The sequence below is a fragment of the Variovorax sp. GW823-FHT04F07 genome, from assembly GCF_058795995.1.
Genome location: NZ_JBXAIG010000003.1, coordinates 787,087 through 808,864, shown reverse-complemented (window position 1 = coordinate 808,864; position 21,778 = coordinate 787,087). Strand labels below are relative to the sequence as shown.

Below are 21,778 nucleotides of genomic sequence, written 5' to 3'. Positions count from 1 at the left end.
CATGAACGCACTCGACATGCCCCAGCTGCTCGCACTGGCCGCCGCCATCGGCTGGGCCAGCGGCGTGCGCCTGTACCTCGTCGTGCTGCTGACCGGCCTGGTCGGCTACTTCGGCTGGGTGCCGCTGCCTGCGGGGCTGCAGATGCTCGCGCATCCGATCGTGCTGGCGGTCAGCGGCTTCATGGTGTTCGTCGAGTTCTTCGCCGACAAGATCCCGGGCCTGGACTCGCTGTGGGACGTGGTGCACACCGCCATCCGCATCCCCGCCGGCGCGGCGCTCGCGGCCAGCGTGTTCGGTGCCGACCATGGAGCGATGGCCGTCGTCGCGGCGCTGCTGGGCGGCGGCTTCGCGGCCACGGCGCATGCGGCCAAGGCCACCACGCGCGCGGCCATCAACACCTCGCCCGAGCCGTTTTCGAACGTCGGCGCGTCGCTGGTCGAAGACTCGATGGTGCCGGCCGGGCTGTGGCTCGCGGTGGCGCATCCGCTGGTCTTTCTCGTGCTGTTCGTCTTCGTGCTCGTGCTCAGCGTGTGGCTCATCCGCAAGAGCTGGCGTTTTCTGCGCGCGCTGTTCAGCCGCGTGGCACGCATCTTCAGTGGCCGGCCCGATCCGGGCGTCACGTCCGCCTTTCAACTGAAAAAGAATCCTCCGGGAGACACTCCGAATGTTTAAGAAGATCCTCATCGCCAACCGTGGCGAGATCGCCTGCCGCGTGGCCGCAACCGCTCGCCGCATGGCCGTTCGCACCGTGGCGGTGTACTCCGACGCCGACGCGCACGCCAACCATGTGCGCGCCTGCGACGAGTCGGTGTACCTCGGCGGCAGCGCCCCGAAGGACAGCTACCTGCGCTGGGAAAAGATCCTCGAAGCCGCCAAGGCCACGGGCGCCGAAGCGGTGCACCCGGGCTACGGCTTCCTCAGCGAGAACGAAGAGTTCGCACAGGCCTGCGCCGACGCCGGCCTGGCCTTCATCGGCCCGCCGCCCTCGGCGATCAAGGCCATGGGCCTGAAGGCCGAGTCGAAGCAGCTGATGGAAAAGGCCGGCGTGCCGCTGGTGCCCGGCTACCACGGCGCCGACCAGGACCCGGCGCTGCTGCAGCGAGAGGCCGACCGCATCGGCTACCCGGTGCTCATCAAGGCCAGCGCCGGCGGCGGTGGCAAGGGCATGCGCGCGGTCGACAAGGCCGCCGACTTCGAGGCCGCACTGGCCTCGTGCAAGCGCGAAGCCATCAACAGCTTCGGCGACGACGCGGTGCTGATCGAGAAGTACGTGCAGCGCCCGCGCCACATCGAGATCCAGGTGTTCGGCGACACGCAGGGCAACTACGTCTACCTGTTCGAGCGCGACTGCTCGGTGCAGCGGCGCCACCAGAAGGTGCTCGAGGAAGCACCCGCACCCGGCATGACCGAGGCGATGCGCAAGCAGATGGGCGAGGCCGCCGTGGCCGCGGCGCGCGCCGTGAACTACGTGGGCGCGGGCACGGTGGAGTTCATCGTCGAGCAGCGCGAAGGCGGCGAGATGAACTTCTTCTTCATGGAGATGAACACGCGCCTGCAAGTCGAACACCCGGTGACCGAAGCCATCACCGGCCTCGACCTGGTGGAGTGGCAATTGCGCGTGGCCTCGGGCGAGCCGCTGCCCGCCAAGCAATCGGAACTGCAGATCCACGGCCACGCCATCGAGGCGCGCATCTGCGCCGAGAACCCCGACAACAACTTCCTGCCCGCCACCGGCACGCTGCGCGTGTACCGTAAGCCGCAGGCCACCGCCTTCCAGCGCAGCCGCGTGCGCATCGACGACGGCGTGCGCGAAGGCGGCGAGATCTCGCCCTTCTATGACTCGATGATCGCCAAGCTCATCGTGCACGGCAGCACGCGCGCCGAGGCGCTGGCCCGGCTCGATGCCGCGCTGGCCCAGGTGCAGATCGTGGGCGTGTCGACCAACGTGCAGTTCCTGCGCGGCATCCTGGCGACCGAGTCGTTCTCGAAGGCCAACCTCGACACCGCGCTCATCGAGCGCGAGCGCGCGGTGCTGTTCGACCGCGAGCCGCTGGGCCTGCCGCTGGCCGCGGCCGCCGCCATCACGCGCACGCTGGTCACCGAGTGGCCGACGCAGCTGCCCGACCCCTTCGAGCGCCGCGACGGCTGGCGCGCACACGGCGAATACAAGCGCCGCTTCGACTTCGAGTTCCGCGGCGCCGAGCACAGCGCACTGCTGACCTACCGCCGCGACGGCGGCCTGCACCTCGCCGTGGGCGGTATCGAAGGCCCGCTCACCATCGGCCGCTTTCCCACGGGCGAATTCGAGCTCGAGTTCGCCGGCACGCGCCAGACCCTCGACGTGCACCTGGACGGCGCCACCGCCCACGTGTTCGCGGCGAAGGGCGCCACGCGCCTCACGGCCATCGACCGCCTCGCCCACGCGGGCGACACCCACGCCGAAGGCGGTCGCCTCACGGCGCCGATGCCCGGCAAGGTCGTGTCCTTCGCGGTCAAGGCCGGCGACAAGGTCAGCCGCGGCCAGCCGCTGGCCGTGATGGAAGCAATGAAGATGGAGCACACCATCGCCGCACCGGCCGACGGTACCGTGGAAGAACTGATGTTCTCGCCGGGCGAGCAGGTGGCGGAAGGCGACGAATTGTTGCGAATGGCTGCGGCGGCTTAACCCCGTTGCGGGTCGTCGCCCGTATCAGCGGTGGTAGTCATTCTTTTCAAGGAGTCCTGATGAGCCGCCGCACCCTTTCCCTGTCGACACCTCGCGCCGCCGTGCGCCACCGCGCAGGCGCTGTCCTGCTGGCCCTGGCGGCCGCCCTGTCGCTGGCCGGCTGCGACCGCCAGCGCAGTGCCGAGTCGGCCGCGCCGGCCTCCGCGTCCATGCCGGCGCCGCCGATGGGCTATGGCGGTGCCATGAAAGCACAGCGGGCGAGCGCACCGCAGGCCGAGATCGCCGCGTCGCAGTCCGACGAGGCGCGGCAGGGCAGTGGCGAGACCGCGCTGCAGCGCTTCCTGGCCGTGCGCCAGGACCTGAACGTCGAAGTGCCGGCTGAACAGCTGGCCGATGCCTGGGGCAAGGTGCGCGACCTGTGCGGCACGCTGAAGTGCGAGCTGCTGTCGTCTTCGCTGCTGCGCGAGACGCCGCAGCAGCCGGGCAACGCCCTGCTCGAGATGCGCGTGGAACCTGCCGACGTCGACAAGCTGCTCGGCGGCCTGGCCGGCGTGGCGAACGTGGTCTCGCACACCACCACCAGCGAGGACAAGACCTCCGAGGTGATCGACGTCGAGGCCCGCATCAAGAACCGCACCGAGTTCCGCGACAGCCTGCGCGTCATGCTGCGCGACACCGTCACCAAGCGCACCATGGCCGACCTGCTGGCGATCCAGCGCACGCTGTCGGACACGCAGGCCGAGCTCGACGCCATCGCCACCCAGCGCAAGGTGCTGGCGCAGCAGATCAGCAAGCAGCACATCCAGATCCAGTTCACGCCCAAGCGCGCGCTGGTGAGCGGCAGCGACGGCTACAGCCCAATGGCGCACGCGCTGCGCAACGCCGGCGACGTGCTGGCCGAAAGCGTGGGCGCGCTCATCACCTTCGTGGCCGCGGCGCTGCCGTGGCTGCTGCTGGTGGTGCTGCCCGTGGGGTGGCTGGTGCGGGTGCTGTGGCGTCGTCGTCGCGCCAAGGTGGCGTGAGACACTGCGCGCCGGCCGCGCCCGACACAGCGCGGCCGCACGACAAGAAGGAGGGGCCGCATGGTGGGTCGATTTCGGAAGTTTCTTGCGGGACTGGGCCTGGGGAAGGCGCAGGACGATGGGGCGGTGCCTGCCTCTGTGCCGGCTGCGCCTGAACCGGCGCCACCGCCCGCAGCGCCCCCTGCACTGCGCTACACCTTCGACGTCAAACCCGCCCAGCCCATGGAACGGTTGATCGCCGCCCCATGGGCCTCGGCGCCCCCGACGCCGCCGAAGCCCTTGAAGCGCCCACCACGGAACCCGCCCGCGCCACCCGTCGAGGCACCTCCGCCGCAGTTCGACGCGACCCCGGACCTGCCGGAGCCCTTCGGCTACAAGGTCTGCTGGTTTGCCGTGCGAGCCTCGGACCCCGCACAAGTGCTCGATGCCCTCGGGTGGGCGTCCGAAGGGCCGGCCAACTGGCACACCGGCATCGCGGCGGCCTACCGCCGGGTGTTCGACGGCCAGGCCCCCTGGGTGTTTGCGTCACCGCCCGTCGACGGCTGGGTGTTGCTCGTGGGGGGCGGCCTGCCGTATCCCGCCGTGTACCCGGAGGACCGCCTCGAAGGCATCGGGCAGGCCTTCGACGTGATCTTCACGCGCCTGAAGGAGCATTTCGGCGAAGCGCAGTTCTTCGGCAGCCACCGTGTCGCCGACTTCGTCGCCTGGGCGCGCGCAAGGCGCGGCGAGCCTGGGCGGCAGTTCAGCTATGCGGGCAGCAGCGGCGAGGTCTATGCCAACGTGGGTGCACAGAGCGCCGAGGAAGCCGCGCTGGGCTTCGCCGTGCTCAGCGGGCTGTCGCCGGTCGACGCGCGCGACCGGCTCTCGGAACTGCTCGAGGAAGAGATGGCGCGCAAGGACGCGCTGGTCGCCTCAGGCATGTCGCGGCGCGACGCCGGCCGGCCGGTCCGCCCGAGTGGCCGCAGCGTCATGCCCGGCGAAGAGGACGTCACGGCGCTTGCCGATGCGTGGAGTGTCGACCCGACGCAGTTCGACGAAGCGGACCGGGGCTATGTGCCGGGCGTGGGGTTGATGGCCCGCGTTCCGAAAGACCTGGGGCAGGAGCCCGTCAGCCCACCACCACTTCGCTGATCTGCATCACCGGCGCGATGTCGGTGTAGTTCTTCACGTCGCCCATGATCTCCTTCACGTGCGGGCCGAAGGCCTTCTGGAAGGACTCGACCGATTCGGCGAACACGTGGCACATGCCGACATACGTGGGCGGCGCGCCCGGTGCGCCGCCGCCCAGGCCCTTGTCGATGGTGTACGAGAGGCAGGCGTCGCCCATGCGGGCCTTGAGCATCGGCATGTGCTGGTCGCGGTAGTAGTCGTGGTCGAACCGCGCGCCGGGGGTGTGGGGGTACATCACGCTGACTTTGATCATGGAAGGTGTCTCCTGGGTGGCTGAATGCGGTCGAGCATAGGAGATGGCGCGCGACGCAACAAGCCGGTGGCTTCTAAGATGGCGCCCATGCGAATCTCCGTCTACCTCACCGACAACCGTCCCGATCCCTGGATCGATGGCCTGAAGGCCGAACTCCCCGAAGCCACCATCGAAGCCTGGACGCCCGGCGCGCCGCAGGCCGACCACGGCGTGGTGTGGGCACCGCCCCAGCAGTTCCTCGACGAGCAACCCGACCTGCGCGGCCTGTTCAACATCGGCGCGGGCGTCGATGCGCTGCTCAAGCTCAAGGTGCCGGCGCACACGCGCATCGTGCGCCTGGACGACGCGGGCATGTCGGTGCAGATGGCCGAGTACGTGTGCCACACGCTCATCCGCCACTTCCGCGAGTTCGACGTGTACGAGGCCGATGCGCGCGAGGGCAAGTGGAGCTACCGCAAGCCGAAGCTGCGGCGCGACTTTCCGGTCGGCATCATGGGCCTGGGCGTGCTCGGCGAGCGCGTGGCCAAGGCGGTGGCGCAGTTCGAATTTCCGGTGCTCGGCTGGAGCCGTTCGCCCAAGGCGCTCGACGGCGTGCAGGTGTTCAGCGGCGAGGCGCAGTTCGACGAGTTCCTGGCCTCCACGCGCGTGCTGGTCAACCTGCTGCCGCTGACCGAGGCCACGCGCGGCATCCTGAACCGCACCACGCTGGGCAAGCTCAAGCCCGAGGGCTACCTCATCAGCATCGCGCGCGGCGGCCACTTGGTCGAAGACGACCTGATCCCGATGCTCGACGCCGGACAGCTCGCGGGCGCGACGCTCGACGTGTTCCAGGTCGAGCCGCTGCCGGCCGACCATGCCTTCTGGCGCCACCCGAAGATCACCGTCACGCCGCACGGCTCGGCGCGCACGCTGCGCGAGGAGTCCATCGCCCAGATCGCCGGGAAGATCCGCGCGATGGAGCAGGGCCTGCCGATCGCCGGCATCGTCGATCCCGTCCGCGGCTACTGACGGCCCGGCGCCGACGACGGTCCGGCTGACACGCGGCCGGCGGGGGAAAACCCCGACGCTTTTGTTTTTCACATACGAGAAAATTTCTTCATGGTTGTGAAAACAGCGTTCCGCGTGATCGAGATCGTCGAGCTCTTCGCCCGGGAGAAGCAGCCGCTGGCCCTGTCCGAGATGGCGCGGCTGCTCGACATGCCGGTGTCCAGCTGCCTGGGCCTGATCCGCACGCTCGAAGAGCAGGGCTACATGTACGAGACCGGCCGCCGCCAGGGCTACTACCCGACGGGCCGGCTGCTCGCCATGGCGCAGGTCATCGCCGCGCACGACCCGGTGCTCGACCGGGTGAAGGCCACGCTCGAGGAACTGCGCGACGCCGCCTGCGAAACGGTGGTGTTCGGCAAGTTCCGCGATGCCGAGCACGTCGTCTATCTCGACGTGCTGAGCGCGCCGCAGCGCATCCGCTACACGGCCGAGTCGGGCGAAACGCGCCCCGCGTACGCCAACTCGCTGGGCCGCGCGCTGCTGTCCACGCTCGCGCCCGAGGCGCGCCGCAAGCTGCTCGAGGGCATGACGCTCGCGCCGCTGACCGACGCCACGCTCACCACCGCCGAGGCCATCGAGGCCGAGCTGCAGCGTGGCGCCGCGCGCGGCTGGTACGGCAACCTCGGCGAAAGCATTCCCGACCTGATCGGCCTGGCCTGGCCGCTGCGCATCGGCGGCGAGGCTTACGCGATCTCGGTGGCCGGCCCGCGCTACCGCATGGAAGCGCGCATCGACGACATCGCCGCGATGCTGCGCTCGGCCTGCCTGGCGATCGAACCCAAGACAGAAAGCCCCCGATGACTGCCACCGCTGCGCGCTACTTCGTCCGCGAGGACGAGATCACCGGCTACCACCCCGCCAACCACACCGGCACGCTGAACAAGCGCCTGATCGGTCCCGAGACGGTGGGTGCGAAGCAGCTCGAGGTGCTGGTGGGCCACATCCAGAAGGGCAAGGGCGCGCTGCCGCATGCGCACCCGGGCATCGAACAGGTCTGCTACATGCTCGAAGGCCGCGCGGTCGCCGAGGTGGGCGGCCAGCGGCAGGAGCTGCATCCTGGCGACAGCTGCTTTTTTCCGGCCGACGCAATGCACACCTTCACGGTGGTGAGCGACGAGCCGGTGCGCGTGCTGGTGATCTACAGCCCGCCGTACGAGGAATCGCCGGAGCGCGTGATCCGGCCCTGAACGACAACCCCCGGAGACACAACCATGCAGACGAAGAACGCGACAGAAACAGTCGCGGTGGAAAGCCGCCGCCGTTTCATTTCCATCGGCGCTGCGGCGGGCCTGGCGGGCGCCGTGCCCTGGGCCTTCGCGCAGGACGGCGGCTACCCGAAGCAGCCGATCAAGCTCGTCGTGCCCTTCGCCGCCGGCAGCGGCACCGACGCGGTGGCGCGCATCACCGCGCAGATGCTGGGCGAGGCGCTCAAGGCCTCGGTGATCGTCGACAACCGGGCCGGCGCCAGCGGCGTGATCGCGGCCGAGCTGGTGGCCAAGGCGCCGCCTGACGGCTACACGCTCTTCATGACCACCAACACCACGCACTCGGCCAACCCGAGCCTGATGAAGTCGCTGCCCTACGACCCGGTGAAAGACTTCGCGCCCGTCAGCCGCATGGGCAACCTGCCGTTCATGCTGGTGGTGAACAACGACCTGCCTGTGAAGAGCGTGGCCGAGCTGCTGGCCTGGGGCCGCGCGCATCCGGGCAAGCTGACCTATGCGAGCGGCAACAGCACCGGCATCGTGAGCGGCGCCACGCTGTCGCGCATGAGCGGCATCCCGATGCTGCACGTGCCCTACAAGAGCACGCCGCCGGCCATCGCCGACCTCATCGGCGGGCAGGTGTCGATGATGGTGGTCGACCTCGCCGCGGGGCTCGCCACGGTCAAGGCCGGCAAGATGCGCGCGATTGCGGTCACCACGCAGGAGCGCACCAAGCTCTTTCCCGAACTGCCGCCGCTGGCCGACACGCCCGAGCTCAAGGGCTTCGACATCACCTCGTGGAACGGCGTGTTCGCGCCGGCCGGCACGCCGCGCGATGTCGTGCTCAAGCTCAACAAGGCGCTCGCGGACATGGCGAACGGCGCGGCGTTTCGCGAGCGCGTGACGAAGCTGGGCTTCGATGCATTCGGCAGCACGCCGGAAGAGCTCGGGGCGTTCACCGTGTCCGAGCTGGCGAAGTGGAAGAAGCTGATCCAGGCTGCGGGCATCCAACCCGAATGAGCACGACCGGTTCTCTCGGCCCCCTTGAAGGCATCCGCATCCTCGACCTCACGGCCGTGGTGATGGGCCCGTACGCCACGCAGACGCTCGGCGACCTCGGCGCCGACGTCATCAAGGTCGAACCGCCGTCGGGCGACAACCTGCGTGCCGTCGGCCCGATGCGCCATGCGGGCATGGGTGCGATGGCGATGCACCTGAACCGCAACAAGCGCTCCATCGTGCTCGACCTCAAGCAGCCCGAAGGCCGCGAGGCCTGCCTGCGGCTTGCGGCGGGCTGCGATGCGCTCATCTACAACACGCGCCCACAGGCGATGGCGCGGCTGGGGCTCGGCTACGAGGCCGTGGCCGCGGTCAATCCGAAGATCGTCTACCTCGGCGCCTTCGGCTACGGCGAAGAAGGCCCGTACGCCGGCAAGCCTGCGTACGACGACCTGATCCAGGGCGCGGCCGGCGTCGCCTCGCTTTTCGCGCAGCAAAGCGGCGGGGCACCGCGCTACGCGCCCGTCACGCTGGCCGACCGCGCCGTGGGCCTGCAGGCCGCCATCGCGCTGCTCGCTGCCGTGCTCAGCGCGCAGCGCACCGGCAAAGGCCAGGCGGTGGAAGTGCCGATGTTCGAGGCGCTCTCTCAGTTCGTGATGGGCGACCACCTCGGCGGCCACAGCTTCGAGCCGCCGCTCGGGCCCACCGGCTACGCGCGCCTGCTCGCGGAGCACCGCAAGCCCTACGCCACGGCCGACGGTTACCTCGGCGTGCTCATCTACAACGACAAGCACTGGCAAGCCTTCTTCGACGTGATCGGCCGGCCCGAGCTGCGCAGCTCGCCGATGTTCGGCACGCACACGGCGCGCGCCGCGAACATCGGCGCGGTCTATGCGTTCGTGGCCGAGGTGATGGCCACGCGCGGCAGCGACGAATGGATGGCGCTGCTCGAAGCCGCCGACATCCCCGTCGCGCGCCTGCACACCACCGAGAGCCTGCTCGACGACCCGCACCTGCGCGCCGTCGATTTCTTCCCCGAGTTCGATCACCCGAGCGAAGGCCGCATCCGCACGCTCGCGCCCGTCGGCCGCTACAGCGCCACGCCCGCAGCGATCCGCCGGCCCGCGCCGCGCATCGGCGAGCAGAGCGTCGAGCTGCTGCGCGAAGCGGGCTACGCGGAAGAAGCCATAGCCGACATGCTCGCGCGCGGCGTCACGCTGCAGCCGGACCCCATGAAAGACAGCGAATGAATTTCTCCCTGAACGAAGACCAGCGCTCGCTCGTCGCGGCCATCGAGCGCCTGTGCGAAGACTTCCCCGTCGACTACTGGCGCGACCACGACGACCGCGCCGTGTTCCCGCACGAATTCCACCGTGCCGTCGCCGACAGCGGCTGGCTCGGCATCGCCATGCCCGAGGCGCAGGGCGGCGCGGGGCTGGGCATCACCGAGGCGGCGCTGATGATGCGTGCCATCAGCGCGTCGGGCGCGGGCATGTCGGGCGCGTCGTCGGTGCACATGAACATCTTCGGGCTCAACCCGGTGGTGGTGTTCGGCACGGAGGAACAGCGCCAGCGCTTCCTGCCACCGCTGATCGCAGGCACCGAGAAGGCCTGCTTCGCCGTGACCGAACCCGACGCGGGGCTCGACACCACCAGCCTCAAGACGCAGGCGGTGCGCCAGCCGAACGGCAGCTATGTGCTGCACGGCCGCAAGATTTGGATCTCGACCGCGCAGGTGGCCGACCGCATGCTGATCCTCACGCGCACCACGCCGCTGGACCAGGTGAAGAAGCCCACGCAGGGCCTCACGCTGTTCTACACGGCGCTGGACCGCAGCAAGGTCGAGGTGCGCGAGATCCACAAGCTCGGCCGCGCGGCGGTCGACTCCAACATGCTCTTCATCGACGGCCTCGAAGTGCCCGAAGAAGACCGCATCGGCGAGGAAGGCCGGGGCTTCGAATACATCCTGCACGGCCTGAATCCCGAGCGCATATTGATCGCGGCCGAAGCCATCGGCATCGGCCGCGCCGCGCTGCGCATCGCTTCGCAGTACGCGCAGGAGCGCGTCGTCTTCGGCCGGCCTATCGGCCAGAACCAGGGCGTGGCGCATCCGCTCGCGCGCGCCTGGGCCAACCTGGAGGCGGCCGACCTGATGATGCTCAAGGCCGCCACGCTGTACGACGCGGGCGAGCCCTGCGGCATCGAGGCCAACGCCGCCAAGTACCTCGCGGCCGAGGCGGCGCACGACGCCTGCCAGAACGCCGTGCTCACGCTGGGTGGCATGGGTTACGCGAAGGAATACCATGTCGAGCGCCTGCTGCGCGAGAGCTACATCCCGCGCATCGCGCCGGTCAGCCCGCAGATGATCCTGAACTTCATCGCCGAAAAGGCACTGGGGCTGCCGAAGTCGTACTGACCACTGCCCATGAACCCACACGCCACCATCACCCGCCATCTCGTCGTCCACGGCCTCGTGCAGGGCGTGGGTTATCGCTGGTCGATGGTGCAGGCCGCGCAGCGGCTCGGCGTGCGCGGCTGGGTGCGCAACCGGCGCGACGGCAAGGTCGAAGCGCTCGTGGCCGGCGAGCCCGATGCGGTCGAGGCGCTGGTGCACTGGGCGCGCCAGGGGCCGGCCGGTGCGCGCGTGGAGGCGGTCGATGTGAGCGAGGCCGACGCCGCGAGCGATCTGCCCGACGGCTTCGCGCAGCGCGAAACCGTCTAGCGGCTGTTTTCCTGCGGGGCCGACCGGTTGGCACCATTTGCAACCGCTGTGGCGCGCATTGCTACCTTCCGCGACTTGTGTACCAAGCAGCGCAAGCCCATGTGTCGGACAATCGAAGCCGGTTTTTCATCATCCTCCCGCGACAGCGACACAAGAGACATCCCATGAAACTCCCCACCCAGGTCGAGCTCGTCGACGTCGGTCCGCGCGACGGCCTCCAGAACGAAAAGCAACCCGTCTCCGCCGAAGTCAAGATCGGCCTCGTGCACCGCCTGCAGGACGCCGGCCTGAAGGAGATCGAGGTCACCAGCTTCGTCTCGCCCAAGTGGGTGCCGCAGATGGCCGACAACGCCGAAGTGATGCATGGCATCCAGCGCAAGCCGGGCGTTCTCTACTCGGTGCTCACGCCCAACATGAAGGGCTTCGAGGCCGCCATTGCCGCGCCGCGCGACGAGTGGCCCGACGAGATCGTGGTGTTCGGCGCCGCGAGCGAGGCCTTCAGCCAGAAGAACATCAACTGCTCGATCGCCGAGAGCATCGAGCGCTTCGCGCCCGTGGTCGAGGCGGCGCGCGCCAAGGGCATCGCCGTGCGCGGCGCCATGTCGTGCACCGTGGGTTGCCCCTACGAAGGCGAGATCGCGCCGGCCAAGGTCGGCTACCTTGCGCAACTGATGAAGGGCATCGGCGTGCAGCGCGTGGACGTGGCCGACACCATCGGCGTGGGCACGCCGCGCAAGGTGCAGGCGGCCATGGAGGCCACGCTGGCGCACTTCGATGTCGATGCCATCTCCGGCCACTTCCACGACACCTACGGGCAGGCGCTGGTCAACACGCTGGCGGCGCTCGAATTGGGCGTGTGGAATTTCCAGTCGTCCTCGGCGGGCCTGGGCGGCTGCCCCTACGCCAAGGGCGCGACGGGCAACGTGGCGACCGAAGACGTGGTCTACATGCTGCACGGCATGGGCATCGCGACCGGCATCGACCTGGACAAGCTCATCGACGCGGGCGTGTACATCAGCGAAGCGCTGGGCCGCGAGCCGAACTCGCGCGCCTCGAAGGCGATCCGCACCAAGCGCGCGGGCTGAGTTTTTTTCTTCTCAGCGCCCGAAGGCACGCAGCCCGAGCAGCACCACCACCGCCGCGGCCAGCAGCACGGTGGTGCACTGCCAGAAGAGCACCGGGCGGCGCTCGATCAGCGGCGGCATCCGCGCGCTCCAGAACTCCGGGCCCGGCGCGCGCAGGTCGTGCGCGAACTCCGACACCGCCTGCTGCCGCTTCGCGGCCTGCGGGTGCAGCGCCTTCTGCAGCACGGCATCGACCCACGCGGGCAGCTCGGGCCGCAGGTGGCGCACCGGCACATAGCGCAGGCGCCCCACATCGGCTTGCGTGCGGATGCGCGACACCTGCAGGCCGTAGGGCAGCTGGCCGCACAGCATCTGGTAGACGATCGCGGCCAGCGAGAACAGGTCGGAGCGCGCGCTGCCGCCGTGGCCGGTGAAGTACTCGGGCGCGGTGTACTGCAGCGTGCCTTCGATGGCGAGCGCGCGGGCCTCGCCGCTGCCGTCGGCCAGGCCGGCCACGTGGGTCGCGGCCAGGTCGATGATCTTCACGGTGCCGGTGCGGTCGATCATCACGTTCTCGGGCCGCAGGTCCTGGTGCAGCATCTCCTTGCCGTGCAGCGCCTGCAGCCCGCGCGCGAGCTGCGCGACGATGCCGCGCACGCTGTCCAGGTCGGGCCGGGGGTGGTCGACCATCCACTGCGCGAGCGTGTGGCCGTCCACGTACTCCATGGCCACGTACAGGTGCGCGCGCGGGCGCTCGACGGCACTGGCCTTGAGCACGTGCGGGCTGTCGATGCGCCGCGCCACCCATTCCTCGAGCACGAAGCGGTCGAGGTAGCCGGGGTCGTCGCGCAGGTCGACCGACGGCAGCTTCAGCACGGCGGGCTGGCCGGTGGCGTCGTCGGTGGCCAGGTAGACGTGGCTGCGCGCGCTCATGTGCAGCTCGCGCACGAGGCTGAAGCCCTCGAAGCAGGCCCGCGGCGCCAGCGCCGGCGGCATCGCCAGGCCTTCGCGCTGCAGTTGTGCGGGCGGGGCGGCGGCGTCGGGCAGCTCGTCGATGCGCAGCAGCTGCACCGTGATGTCGTCGGTGCTGCCCCGGGTGCGCGCGGTTTCCGCGAGCCAGCGTGCTGCTTCGTCGAAGTCGTCGGCATGCAGCGCCAGCGCCTCATGCACGGCGGCGGCGTCCAGGTGCGTGTAGGCGCCGTCGGTGGCCAGCAGGTAGACCTCGCCCACCTCGGCTTGCCAGCAGCGATGGTCGATCTCCACATGGGTGCCCGCGCCCAGCGCGCGCCCGAGGTACGACTCCACCGACGACACGCGCACGCGGTGGTCCTCGGTGAGCTGTTCGAGCGCGCCGGCGTGCAGCCGGTGGATGCGCGCGTCGCCCACGTGCAGCAGGTGCGCGTCGCGGCCCTTGAGGATCAGCGCGCTGAAGGTGCAGACGTAGCCGCTGTCCTTGTCGAAGCGCGCGTCGCTGCGCATCGTCTGCGCATGCAGCCAGGCGTTGGTGGCGCCCAGCACGCGCTGCGCCGCGCGCTGCACCGACCAGGTGTCGGAGGTGGCGTAGTAGTCGTCGAGAAAGCCGCGCACGGCCGCCGCGCTTGCCACCTGGCTCACGCGGCTGGAGCCGATGCCGTCGGCCAGCGCCACGGCGATGCCCTTGGAAAGAAGCAGCGCGCCCTCGGGCAGCATGGCGCCGTGGAAGTCCTGGTTGACCGGCGCGTGAAGCCCCGCCAGCGAATGCTGGCCGAGCGTCACGCGCAGCTGCTTGCGCGGCGGCGCGGGCATGCGAACAATGCGGTGGCTCAGCCGGCGACGCGCTTGGCCGCCGTCTTGTAGTGCGTGGCGTACAGCGTGAGGCCCACGAAGGTCAGGCCGCCGACGAGGTTGCCGATCACGGTGGGCAGTTCGTTCCAGATCAGGTAGTCCATGAAGGTGAACTTGCCGCCCAGCATCAGGCCGGCGGGGAACAGGAACATGTTGACGATCGAGTGCTCGAAGCCCATGTAGAAGAAGACCATCACGGGCATCCACATGCCGATGGCCTTGCCCGACACGGTGGTCGACATCATGGCCGCGACCACGCCGGTCGAGACCATCCAGTTGCACATCACGCCGCGGATGAACAGCGTGAGCATGCCGGCCGCGCCGTGCGCCGCATAGCCGACGGTGCGGCCTTCGCCGATGTGGCCGAGCTTCTCGCCGATGGCGTTGGGCGCTTCGCTGAAGCCGAAGGTGAAGATGATCGCCATGAACACCGCGACCGTGAGCGCGCCCGCGAAGTTGCCCACGAACACCAGGCTCCAGTTGCGCATCACGCCGCCCCAGGTGGCGCCGGGGCGCTTGTCGAGCACGGCCAGCGGCGCCAGCGTGAACACGCCCGTGAGCAGGTCGAAGCCCAGCAGGTACAGCATGATGAAACCGACCGGGAACAGCATGGCGCCGACCAGCGCATTGCCGGTGTTCACGGTGATGCTCACGGCGAAGGCCGCGGCCAGCGCGAGGATGGCGCCGGCCATGTACGAGCGGATCAGCGTGTCGCGCGTGGACATCAGCAGCTTGGATTCACCGGCGTCGACCATCTTGGTCACGAATTCGGCAGGGGCGAGGTAGGCCATTCGGGGTCCTTGGAGAGAGGCTGAAAAAAGGGAAGAGGGCGGCGTCAGGCCAGCGCGACGAGCACGCGGCCGTCTTCGACGCGCACCGCATGCGCGCGCACCGAGTGCTCGGGCGCCTCCAGGCATTCGCCGCTGCGCAGGTCGAAGTGGTTCTTGTAAAGCGGCGAGGCCACGACGATGCGATCGCCCAGGCTGCCGACCAGCCCGCGCGAGAGCACGCTGGCGCCGGCCTTCGGGTCGACGTTGTCGATGGCGAAGAGCGAGGGCTCCTGGCCGACGCGGAAGATCGCGACATGCACGCCGTCGACCAGCGCGCACACGCCGATGTCGGGGAGGATGTCGCCGGCGGCGCACACGGCGGTCCAGTTCAGGGTGTCGGTGGTCATGGGGTTTCCTTCGTTGTCGGTCGCTCAGGCGGCGCTGGTCTCGCGGCGCTCTTCGGGGCGCGCGGGGCGGTTCTGGCCGCGCTCCTGCACGAAGACGATGTGCTCGTCGGGCTTCTCGCTGTTCACGAAGGAGCGGAAGCGCTGGCGCGTGGCGGGGTCGTTCACCGCGGTCTTCCATTCGCACTGGTAGGTGTCGACCACGTGCTGCATCTGCGCCTCGAGCTCGGCGCCCAGGCCCAGCGTGTCCTGCAGCAGCACGCCCTTGAGGTAGTCGAGGCCGCCCTCGAGGTTCTCGCGCCAGGTGCTGGTGCGCTGCAGGCGGTCGGCCGTGCGCACGTAGAACATCAGGAAGCGGTCGATCATGCGGATGAGGTCGGCCTTGCTCAGGTCGCTCGCCAGCAGCTCGGCATGGCGCGGCTTCATGCCGCCGTTGCCGCACACATAGAGGTTCCAGCCCTTGTCGGTGGCGATGATGCCGACGTCCTTGCCCTGCGCCTCGGCGCATTCGCGGGTGCAGCCCGACACGCCGAACTTGATCTTGTGCGGTGCGCGCAGGCCCTTGTAGCGGTTCTCCAGTTCCACGGCCAGGCCCACGCTGTCGTCCACGCCGTAGCGGCACCAGGTGGAGCCCACGCAGCTCTTCACCGTGCGCAGCGACTTGCCGTAGGCATGGCCCGACTCGAAGCCGGCGGCGATGAGTTCTTCCCAGATGGCCGGCAGCTGCTCGACGCGCGCGCCGAACATGTCCACGCGCGCACCGCCGGTGATCTTGGTGTACAGGCCGTACTTCTTTGCGACCTGGCCCACGGCGATCAGGCCCTCGGGCGTGACCTCGCCGCCCGGCATGCGCGGCACCACGGAGTAGGTGCCGTCCTTCTGGATGTTGCCCAGGAAGTAGTCGTTGCTGTCCTGCAGGCCGGCCAGGTCTTTCTTGAGCACGAACTCGTTCCAGCACGAGGCGAAGATGCTCGCGGCGGTCGGCTTGCAGATGTCGCAGCCCAGGCCCTTGCCGTGCTTGGAGAGCAGGTCGGTGAAGCTGCGGATCTCGCCCACGCGGATGAGGTGGTACAGCTCCTGGCGCGAGTAGGGGAAGTGCTCGCACAGGTGGTTGTTCACGGCCATGCCGCGCTTGGCCATTTCCATCTTCATGACCTGCGTGACCAGCGGCACGCAGCCGCCGCAGGTGGCGCCGGCCTGGGTGCAGGCCTTCATCTCGGCGGGCGTGCACACGCCCTGGCCCACGGCCTCGCAGATCTGGCCCTTGGTGACGCTGTTGCACGAGCAGATCTGCGCGCTGTCGGGCAGCGCATCGACGCCCAGGCCCGGCTTGGCCTTGCCGTCGCTCGACGGCAGGATCAGGAACTCGGGCTCGTCGGGCAGCGCGATGCCGTTGAGCGCCAGCTGCAGCAGCGTGCCGTACTCGGTGGCGTCGCCGACCAGCACCGCGCCCAGCAGCTGCTTGCCGTCTTCGCTGACCACGATCTTCTTGTAGACCTGCTTGCGCTCGTCGATGTACTGGTAGGCGCGCGACTTCGGCGTCTTGCCGTGCGCGTCGCCGATGCTGGCCACGTCGACGCCCATCAGCTTGAGCTTGGTGCTCAGGTCGGCGCCGGTGAAGGCGGCGTCGTCCTGGCCGGCGATGTGGCGCGCGGCCACGCGCGCCATGTCGTAGCCCGGCGCGACGAGGCCGAAGGTCTGTTCGTTCCACGCCGCGCATTCGCCGATGGCGTAGACGTTGCGGTCGCTGGTGCGGCAGTGGCTGTCGATCGCCACGCCGCCGCGCGGACCCACGGCCAGCAGGCTCTGGCGTGCGAGTTCGTCGCGCGGACGGATGCCGGCGGAGAACACGATCATGTCGGTCTCCAGGTGCGTGCCGTCGGCGAACACCATGCGGTGCCGCGCGCTCGCGCCGTCGGTGATCTCCACCGTGTTGCGGCCGGTGTGCACGTGCAGGCCCAGCGCCTCGATGCTGCCGCGCAATGCACGGCCGCCGCCTTCGTCGACCTGCACCGCCATCAGGCGCGGCGCGAACTCGACGACGTGCGTTTCCAGGCCCATGTCGCGCAGCGCCTTGGCGCATTCCAGGCCCAGCAGGCCGCCGCCCACCACCACGCCGCTGCGCGACCTGGCGCCGCAGGCCTTCATGGCGTCCAGGTCCTCGATGGTGCGGTAGACAAAACAGTTCGGCCGGTCGCGGCCCGGCACGGCCGGCACGAAGGGGTTGGAGCCGGTGGCGAGCACCAGCTTGTCGTAGGCGATCACCTCGCCGTCGGCCGTGGTCACGGTGTTGTTGCGCCGCTCGACGGCCACGGCCCGCGCGGCCAGGCGCAGCGTGAAGCCGCTGCGCTCGAAGAAGCCGGGCTCGACCAGCGACAGGTCGTCGGCCGTCTTGCCGGAGAAATACTCGGACAGGTGCACCCGGTCGTAGGCCGGGCGTGGCTCTTCGCACAGCACGGTGACCTGTGCGCCGGGAATGCCGAGCGTGTGGAGTTGCTCGAGGAACTTGTGGCCGACCATGCCGTGGCCGATGACTGCGATCTTCATTGGGGGTCCTGCACGCAACCGGCCCTGGAAGGCGCCCCCGCAGCCGCTGTCGAACAGACCGCGTCGTTGGGGCCCCCGCGACGGAACGGATGCGAAATGGGTTGGAGCAGACGAACCGGCGGCGGGCGGCCATCGGTGCGCTTGAACCCCGCCGTCGTTAGCGGAGGCATTGCGAACCCGCCGCAGAGGCCGGTGGGTCGCCACCGTGTTCAGCAATAAGCGTGCCGCGCTCAAAATCCCGTGCGGCGGGCCTCATCGGCCGATGGCGCACCGAAAACGGACCGGGGCCGGCACGCCGCGCACGGGCGTCGTGCGCTGGCGCTCTCCGCATTGGTGCGCCGGGGTGGAGGGGCGCAAGGGGGCGGCGGCGCCGGTGCGCGGGGCTTTTCCGTATGCTCGGGGCCTTGCAACGCAGGGCGAACGCCCCCACGAACCTCGAAGAACTTGCCATGTGCGGCTCCGAACTCCATTCCCTCCCTGAAGGTGTCCAGCGCGTCTCCCGCGTGCTGCAGGACGCCGGCCATCCCCATGCGCCCCGCATGCTCGACGACGCCTGCCGCACCGCGCAGCAGGCCGCCGACGCGCTCGGCATCTCGGTCGGGCAGATCGCCAAGAGCATCATCTTCCGCCGCAAGAGCGACGAGGCGGCGGTGCTGGTCATCACCTCGGGCGACAAGCGCGTCGACGAGAAGAAGGTTGATGCCATCGTCGGCAAGACCGGCCGCGCCGACGCCGACTTCGTGAAGGCGCGCACCGGCTTCACCATCGGCGGCGTGTCGCCGGTGGGGCACGTGACCAAGCCCGTGGTGCTGATCGATCGCGAGCTGTTCCGCTTCGAGGAGATCTGGGCCGCCGCGGGCCATCCGCACGCGGTGTTCCAGCTGCACCCGACCGATCTCGAGAAGCTCACCGGCGCGCCGGTGGCCGACGTGGTGTGAACTTCGACGAAGCGCATGCGCTCGCCGAGCGCGCCGGGACCGTGCAGCGCACGGAAGGCGAGGTGCCCTCGCCGTGCTCGTCGGTGTGCCGCATGGACCGCCTGAGCGGCTTCTGCGAAGGGTGCCTGCGCACCATCCCCGAGATCGCCGGCTGGAGCAAGATGGAAGACGACAGCCGCCGCCAGGTGTGGCGCGCGATCGAACTGCGGGCCCAGGCCGGCATCTGGCGCGTGCCCGAACCCACCACAGGAGACCACGACGCATGAAGCACATCGACTTCTATCTCGATTTCATCTCGCCCTACGCGCACCTGACGTTCGAGCACCTGCCCGAGGCGCTCGAAGGCCTGAGCGTGAGCGTGGCCTACAAGCCGGTGCTGCTGGGCGCGCTGCTCAAGCACCACGGCCAGCTCGGCCCGGCCGAGATTCCTTCGAAGCGCAGCTGGACCTACCGCCACGTGCTGTGGCTGGGCCAGGCGCACGGCATCCCCATCGAGATGCCGGCCTCGCACCCTTACAACCCGCTGCCGCACCTGCGCCTGGCCGTGGCCACGGGCGACGACGGCAGCATCAGCCGCCTCGCGGCCGAGACCCTCTTTCGCCATGTGTGGCGCGGCGGCGAAGAGGCGGGCGATGCCACGCGGCTGGCTACGCTCACCGCGCAGCTGCCACCGAAGCGCGACGTGAACGGCGACGACAACAAGGCCCTGCTCAAGCGCAACACCGACGAGGCCGTGGCGCAGGGCGTGTTCGGCGTGCCGTGCTACGTGGTCGACGGGCGCTTGTTCTGGGGCTTCGACGGCCTGGCGATGCTGCGCGCCTACCTGCAGGGCGATGCCTGGTTCGACGGCCCGCAATGGACCGGCGCCGACCAGCGGCCCTCGTTGCTGCGCAAGGGCTGAGGCTTTTTTGCTGCTTCGCAGCAAGGACTGAGGACAAACCCGCGCAGGGTCCTTGTTTCTTACAAGCTGAAACGAGCAGCGCGGGTTTCACCCTAAACCGTAAGCGCCCGTTCAGTTTCGCGAAAGCCTCGGGTCAGTCGCGCCTCCAAGAATGCCCCACGGTCCCGAATGCCGGGAACCGATGGACGCATACATACACACCAGGAGACGACGATGGCAGCCACGCTAGATTCAAGGGGAGTGCCGCATCCGGCCCCCCGGCCCATGTCCGCGGAGGAGAAGAAGGTCATCTTCGCCTCCTCGCTCGGCACCGTGTTCGAGTGGTACGACTTCTATCTGTACGGTTCGCTCGCCGCGATCATCGCGAAGCAGTTCTTCAGCGGCCTGGATGCGGGCGCAGCCTTCATCTTCGCGCTGCTGGCGTTTGCCGCCGGCTTCCTGGTGCGTCCGTTCGGCGCCATCGTGTTCGGCCGCCTGGGCGACATGATCGGTCGCAAGTACACCTTCCTGGTGACCATCCTGATCATGGGCCTGTCGACCTTCATCGTCGGCCTCTTGCCCAGCTACGCGACCATCGGCGTCGCGGCGCCGGTGATCCTGATCGCGCTGCGCATGCTGCAGGGCCTGGCGCTCGGCGGCGAGTACGGCGGTGCTGCCACCTACGTGGCCGAGCACTCGCCGCACGGCAAGCGCGGTGCCTACACCTCGTGGATCCAGACCACGGCCACGCTCGGCCTGTTCCTGAGCCTGATCGTGATCCTGGGCGTGCGCACCTGGCTCGGTGAGCAGGCCTTCGGCGAGTGGGGCTGGCGCATTCCGTTCCTGGTCTCCATCCTGCTCCTGGCCATCTCGGTGTGGATCCGCCTGACGCTGTCGGAGTCGCCGGCCTTCCAGAAGATGAAGGCCGAGGGCAAGACCTCGAAGGCACCGCTCGCCGAATCCTTCGGCCAGTGGAAGAACCTGAAGATCGTGATCCTGGCGCTGATCGGCCTCACGGCCGGCCAGGCCGTGGTCTGGTACTCGGGCCAGTTCTATGCGCTGTTCTTCCTGACGCAGCAGCTCAAGGTCGATGCGACCACGGCCAACCTGATGATCGCCGCCGCGCTGCTGCTCGGTACGCCCTTCTTCGTGGTGTTCGGCACGCTGTCCGACAAGATCGGCCGCAAGCCGATCATCATGGCCGGTTGCCTGCTGGCCGTGGTCACCTACTTCCCGGTCTTCAAGATGCTGACCGAAGCCGCCAACCCCGACCTGGCCCGCGCGCAAGCCACGGCCGGCGTCACCGTGACGGCCGACCCGAAGACCTGCTCGTTCCAGGGCAACCCGGTGGCCCGCGAGATCGACTTCAAGAGCTCGTGCGACATCGCCAAGCGCTACCTCGTGCAGAACTCGGTGAGCTACGAGAACGTGGCCGGCGCACCCGGCTCCGCGGCCGTCGTGAAGATCGGCGACAAGACCGTCGAGGCGCCCACCGGCGTGGTCGCGAACTCCAAGTTCGACGAGACCAGCGTCAAGGCCATCGCCGCCTTCAAGAAGGGCGTGGCCGAAGACCTGAAGGTTGCCGGCTACCCGTCCAAGGCCGACCCCGCCAAGATCAACAAGGTGCTGACCATCGTGCTGCTGTTCTGGCTGGTGCTGCTGGTGACCATGGTCTACGGCCCGATCGCCGCGATGCTGGTCGAGATGTTCCCCACGCGCATCCGCTACACCTCGATGAGCCTGCCGTACCACATCGGCAACGGCTGGTTCGGCGGCCTGCTGCCGACCACCGCCTTCGCCATCGTGGCCTCGACCGGCAACATGTACAACGGCCTGTGGTACCCGATCATCATCGCGGGCATCACGCTGGTGATCGGCACGCTGTTCATCCGCGAGACCAAGGACGTGGACATCTACGCCAACGACTGATCCTCGGCGGCATCTGGAGGGGGCCGCGCGGCGGCTGCCCTCCGTTCAACAAAGAGGCTTCATGCCCCGCGGCATGAGGCCTTTTTCTTGAACCCTCTTCATCCCCCGTTTCACCTTCTCAGGAGACAGTACCCATGTGGAAAATCGTAGTCGGCTTCGTCATCTTCGCCGCCATTGCCCTGTATGTGATTTCGATGGGCGGCGACAAGATCGACATGTCCGGCGAGAAGCACGGCGGCGACACGACGCACGCCCCCGCACCGGCGGCCACGCCGGCGCCTGGCGCGTCGGCCCCGGCCGCCGCGGCCTCCGCCGCGAAGTAACGCAACGGGGCGCGC

22 protein-coding genes are annotated in these 21,778 nt (G+C 69.0%); 17 read left to right on the top strand and 5 right to left on the bottom strand.

The genetic code is table 11. The annotated features are described in order from the left end of the window. Window position 1 precedes the first annotated feature (1 nt). From AC1RAA_RS19050 to AC1RAA_RS19035, 4 genes are all read left to right on the top strand, one after another. On the top strand, window positions 2-673 hold the full coding sequence (locus AC1RAA_RS19050; protein WP_095947914.1) for a DUF4126 domain-containing protein: 672 nt from the start codon (window positions 2-4) through the stop codon (window positions 671-673). Continuing rightward, window positions 666-2,666: an acetyl/propionyl/methylcrotonyl-CoA carboxylase subunit alpha gene (locus AC1RAA_RS19045; protein WP_492730642.1), complete on the top strand. Its 2,001-nt coding sequence runs from the start codon at window positions 666-668 to the stop codon at window positions 2,664-2,666. Before AC1RAA_RS19050 ends, AC1RAA_RS19045 begins: the two co-directional genes overlap by 8 nt. A gap of 59 nt (window positions 2,667-2,725) precedes the next feature. Continuing rightward, window positions 2,726-3,688, top strand: a complete 963-nt coding sequence (locus AC1RAA_RS19040; RefSeq protein ID WP_492730644.1) for a DUF4349 domain-containing protein — start codon at window positions 2,726-2,728, stop codon at window positions 3,686-3,688. Window positions 3,689-3,967: 279 nt separating this feature from the next. After that, window positions 3,968-4,819, top strand: coding sequence for a hypothetical protein (locus AC1RAA_RS19035; protein ID WP_492730646.1), 852 nt, complete (start codon window positions 3,968-3,970; stop codon window positions 4,817-4,819). Here the strand turns inward: AC1RAA_RS19035 and AC1RAA_RS19030 are convergent. Further along, window positions 4,797-5,111, bottom strand: coding sequence for an EthD family reductase (locus AC1RAA_RS19030; protein ID WP_119552476.1), 315 nt, complete (start codon window positions 5,109-5,111; stop codon window positions 4,797-4,799). The genes AC1RAA_RS19035 and AC1RAA_RS19030 overlap by 23 nt on opposite strands. An 87-nt stretch (window positions 5,112-5,198) precedes the next feature. On the opposite strand from AC1RAA_RS19030, the gene AC1RAA_RS19025 reads away from it, so the two are divergent. The 8 genes from AC1RAA_RS19025 to AC1RAA_RS18990 all read left to right on the top strand — a co-directional run bounded on the left by AC1RAA_RS19025 (window position 5,199) and on the right by AC1RAA_RS18990 (window position 12,169). Then, window positions 5,199-6,119, top strand: a complete 921-nt coding sequence (locus tag AC1RAA_RS19025) for a 2-hydroxyacid dehydrogenase (protein ID WP_159272781.1) — start codon at window positions 5,199-5,201, stop codon at window positions 6,117-6,119. 90 nt (window positions 6,120-6,209) lie between these two features. After that, the gene (locus AC1RAA_RS19020; protein WP_492730649.1) at window positions 6,210-6,959 is read left to right on the top strand and encodes an IclR family transcriptional regulator; all 750 of its coding nucleotides are present in this window, start codon (window positions 6,210-6,212) and stop codon (window positions 6,957-6,959) included. Next, window positions 6,956-7,345: a cupin domain-containing protein gene (locus tag AC1RAA_RS19015; RefSeq protein ID WP_095746917.1), complete on the top strand. Its 390-nt coding sequence runs from the start codon at window positions 6,956-6,958 to the stop codon at window positions 7,343-7,345. Before AC1RAA_RS19020 ends, AC1RAA_RS19015 begins: the two co-directional genes overlap by 4 nt. Window positions 7,346-7,369: 24 nt before the next feature. Continuing rightward, the gene (locus AC1RAA_RS19010) at window positions 7,370-8,383 is read left to right on the top strand and encodes a Bug family tripartite tricarboxylate transporter substrate binding protein (protein ID WP_492730651.1); all 1,014 of its coding nucleotides are present in this window, start codon (window positions 7,370-7,372) and stop codon (window positions 8,381-8,383) included. Then, window positions 8,380-9,612, top strand: a complete 1,233-nt coding sequence (locus tag AC1RAA_RS19005; protein ID WP_492730653.1) for a CaiB/BaiF CoA transferase family protein — start codon at window positions 8,380-8,382, stop codon at window positions 9,610-9,612. The genes AC1RAA_RS19010 and AC1RAA_RS19005 overlap by 4 nt, the downstream gene beginning before the upstream one ends. After that, the gene (locus AC1RAA_RS19000) at window positions 9,609-10,778 is read left to right on the top strand and encodes an acyl-CoA dehydrogenase family protein (protein WP_492730655.1); all 1,170 of its coding nucleotides are present in this window, start codon (window positions 9,609-9,611) and stop codon (window positions 10,776-10,778) included. Before AC1RAA_RS19005 ends, AC1RAA_RS19000 begins: the two co-directional genes overlap by 4 nt. 9 nt (window positions 10,779-10,787) lie before the next feature. Beyond that, the gene (locus AC1RAA_RS18995) at window positions 10,788-11,084 is read left to right on the top strand and encodes an acylphosphatase (RefSeq protein WP_492730657.1); all 297 of its coding nucleotides are present in this window, start codon (window positions 10,788-10,790) and stop codon (window positions 11,082-11,084) included. Window positions 11,085-11,248: 164 nt separating this feature from the next. After that, window positions 11,249-12,169, top strand: a complete 921-nt coding sequence (locus AC1RAA_RS18990) for a hydroxymethylglutaryl-CoA lyase (protein ID WP_492730659.1) — start codon at window positions 11,249-11,251, stop codon at window positions 12,167-12,169. Between the two features lie 12 nt (window positions 12,170-12,181). Here the strand turns inward: AC1RAA_RS18990 and AC1RAA_RS18985 are convergent, their stop codons facing one another. Genes AC1RAA_RS18985 through nirB form a run of 4 tightly spaced genes read right to left on the bottom strand, consistent with a single transcriptional unit; the run spans window position 12,182 to window position 17,693 of the window. After that, window positions 12,182-13,933 (bottom strand): bifunctional protein-serine/threonine kinase/phosphatase, encoded by a 1,752-nt coding sequence (locus AC1RAA_RS18985; protein WP_492730661.1) that lies wholly within the window; start codon window positions 13,931-13,933, stop codon window positions 12,182-12,184. Window positions 13,934-13,950: 17 nt separating this feature from the next. Beyond that, entirely contained in the window at window positions 13,951-14,763 is an 813-nt protein-coding gene (locus AC1RAA_RS18980) for a formate/nitrite transporter family protein (protein ID WP_062477339.1), read from the bottom strand. Window positions 14,764-14,807: 44 nt separating this feature from the next. After that, window positions 14,808-15,149 carry a nitrite reductase small subunit NirD gene (gene nirD / locus AC1RAA_RS18975; protein ID WP_492730663.1) on the bottom strand — a complete coding sequence of 114 codons (342 nt, stop codon included), beginning with the start codon at window positions 15,147-15,149 and terminating at the stop codon, window positions 14,808-14,810. 24 nt (window positions 15,150-15,173) lie between these two features. Then, window positions 15,174-17,693 (bottom strand): nitrite reductase large subunit NirB, encoded by a 2,520-nt coding sequence (nirB, locus tag AC1RAA_RS18970; protein ID WP_492730665.1) that lies wholly within the window; start codon window positions 17,691-17,693, stop codon window positions 15,174-15,176. A 449-nt stretch (window positions 17,694-18,142) separates the two neighbouring features. On the opposite strand from nirB, the gene AC1RAA_RS18965 reads away from it, so the two are divergent. From AC1RAA_RS18965 to AC1RAA_RS18945, 5 genes are all read left to right on the top strand, one after another. Next, window positions 18,143-18,631, top strand: a complete 489-nt coding sequence (locus tag AC1RAA_RS18965) for a YbaK/EbsC family protein (RefSeq protein WP_062477348.1) — start codon at window positions 18,143-18,145, stop codon at window positions 18,629-18,631. Continuing rightward, a complete protein-coding gene (locus AC1RAA_RS18960) occupies window positions 18,628-18,897 on the top strand; it encodes a DUF1289 domain-containing protein (protein ID WP_139701369.1) in 270 nt (89 codons plus the stop codon). The genes AC1RAA_RS18965 and AC1RAA_RS18960 overlap by 4 nt, the downstream gene beginning before the upstream one ends. Further along, window positions 18,894-19,532 (top strand): 2-hydroxychromene-2-carboxylate isomerase, encoded by a 639-nt coding sequence (locus tag AC1RAA_RS18955; protein ID WP_492730668.1) that lies wholly within the window; start codon window positions 18,894-18,896, stop codon window positions 19,530-19,532. The genes AC1RAA_RS18960 and AC1RAA_RS18955 overlap by 4 nt, the downstream gene beginning before the upstream one ends. Window positions 19,533-19,745: 213 nt before the next feature. Further along, entirely contained in the window at window positions 19,746-21,440 is a 1,695-nt protein-coding gene (locus tag AC1RAA_RS18950; RefSeq protein ID WP_062477354.1) for an MFS transporter, read from the top strand. A gap of 134 nt (window positions 21,441-21,574) precedes the next feature. Further along, a complete protein-coding gene (locus tag AC1RAA_RS18945; RefSeq protein WP_056577413.1) occupies window positions 21,575-21,763 on the top strand; it encodes a hypothetical protein in 189 nt (62 codons plus the stop codon). Window positions 21,764-21,778 lie beyond the last annotated feature (15 nt).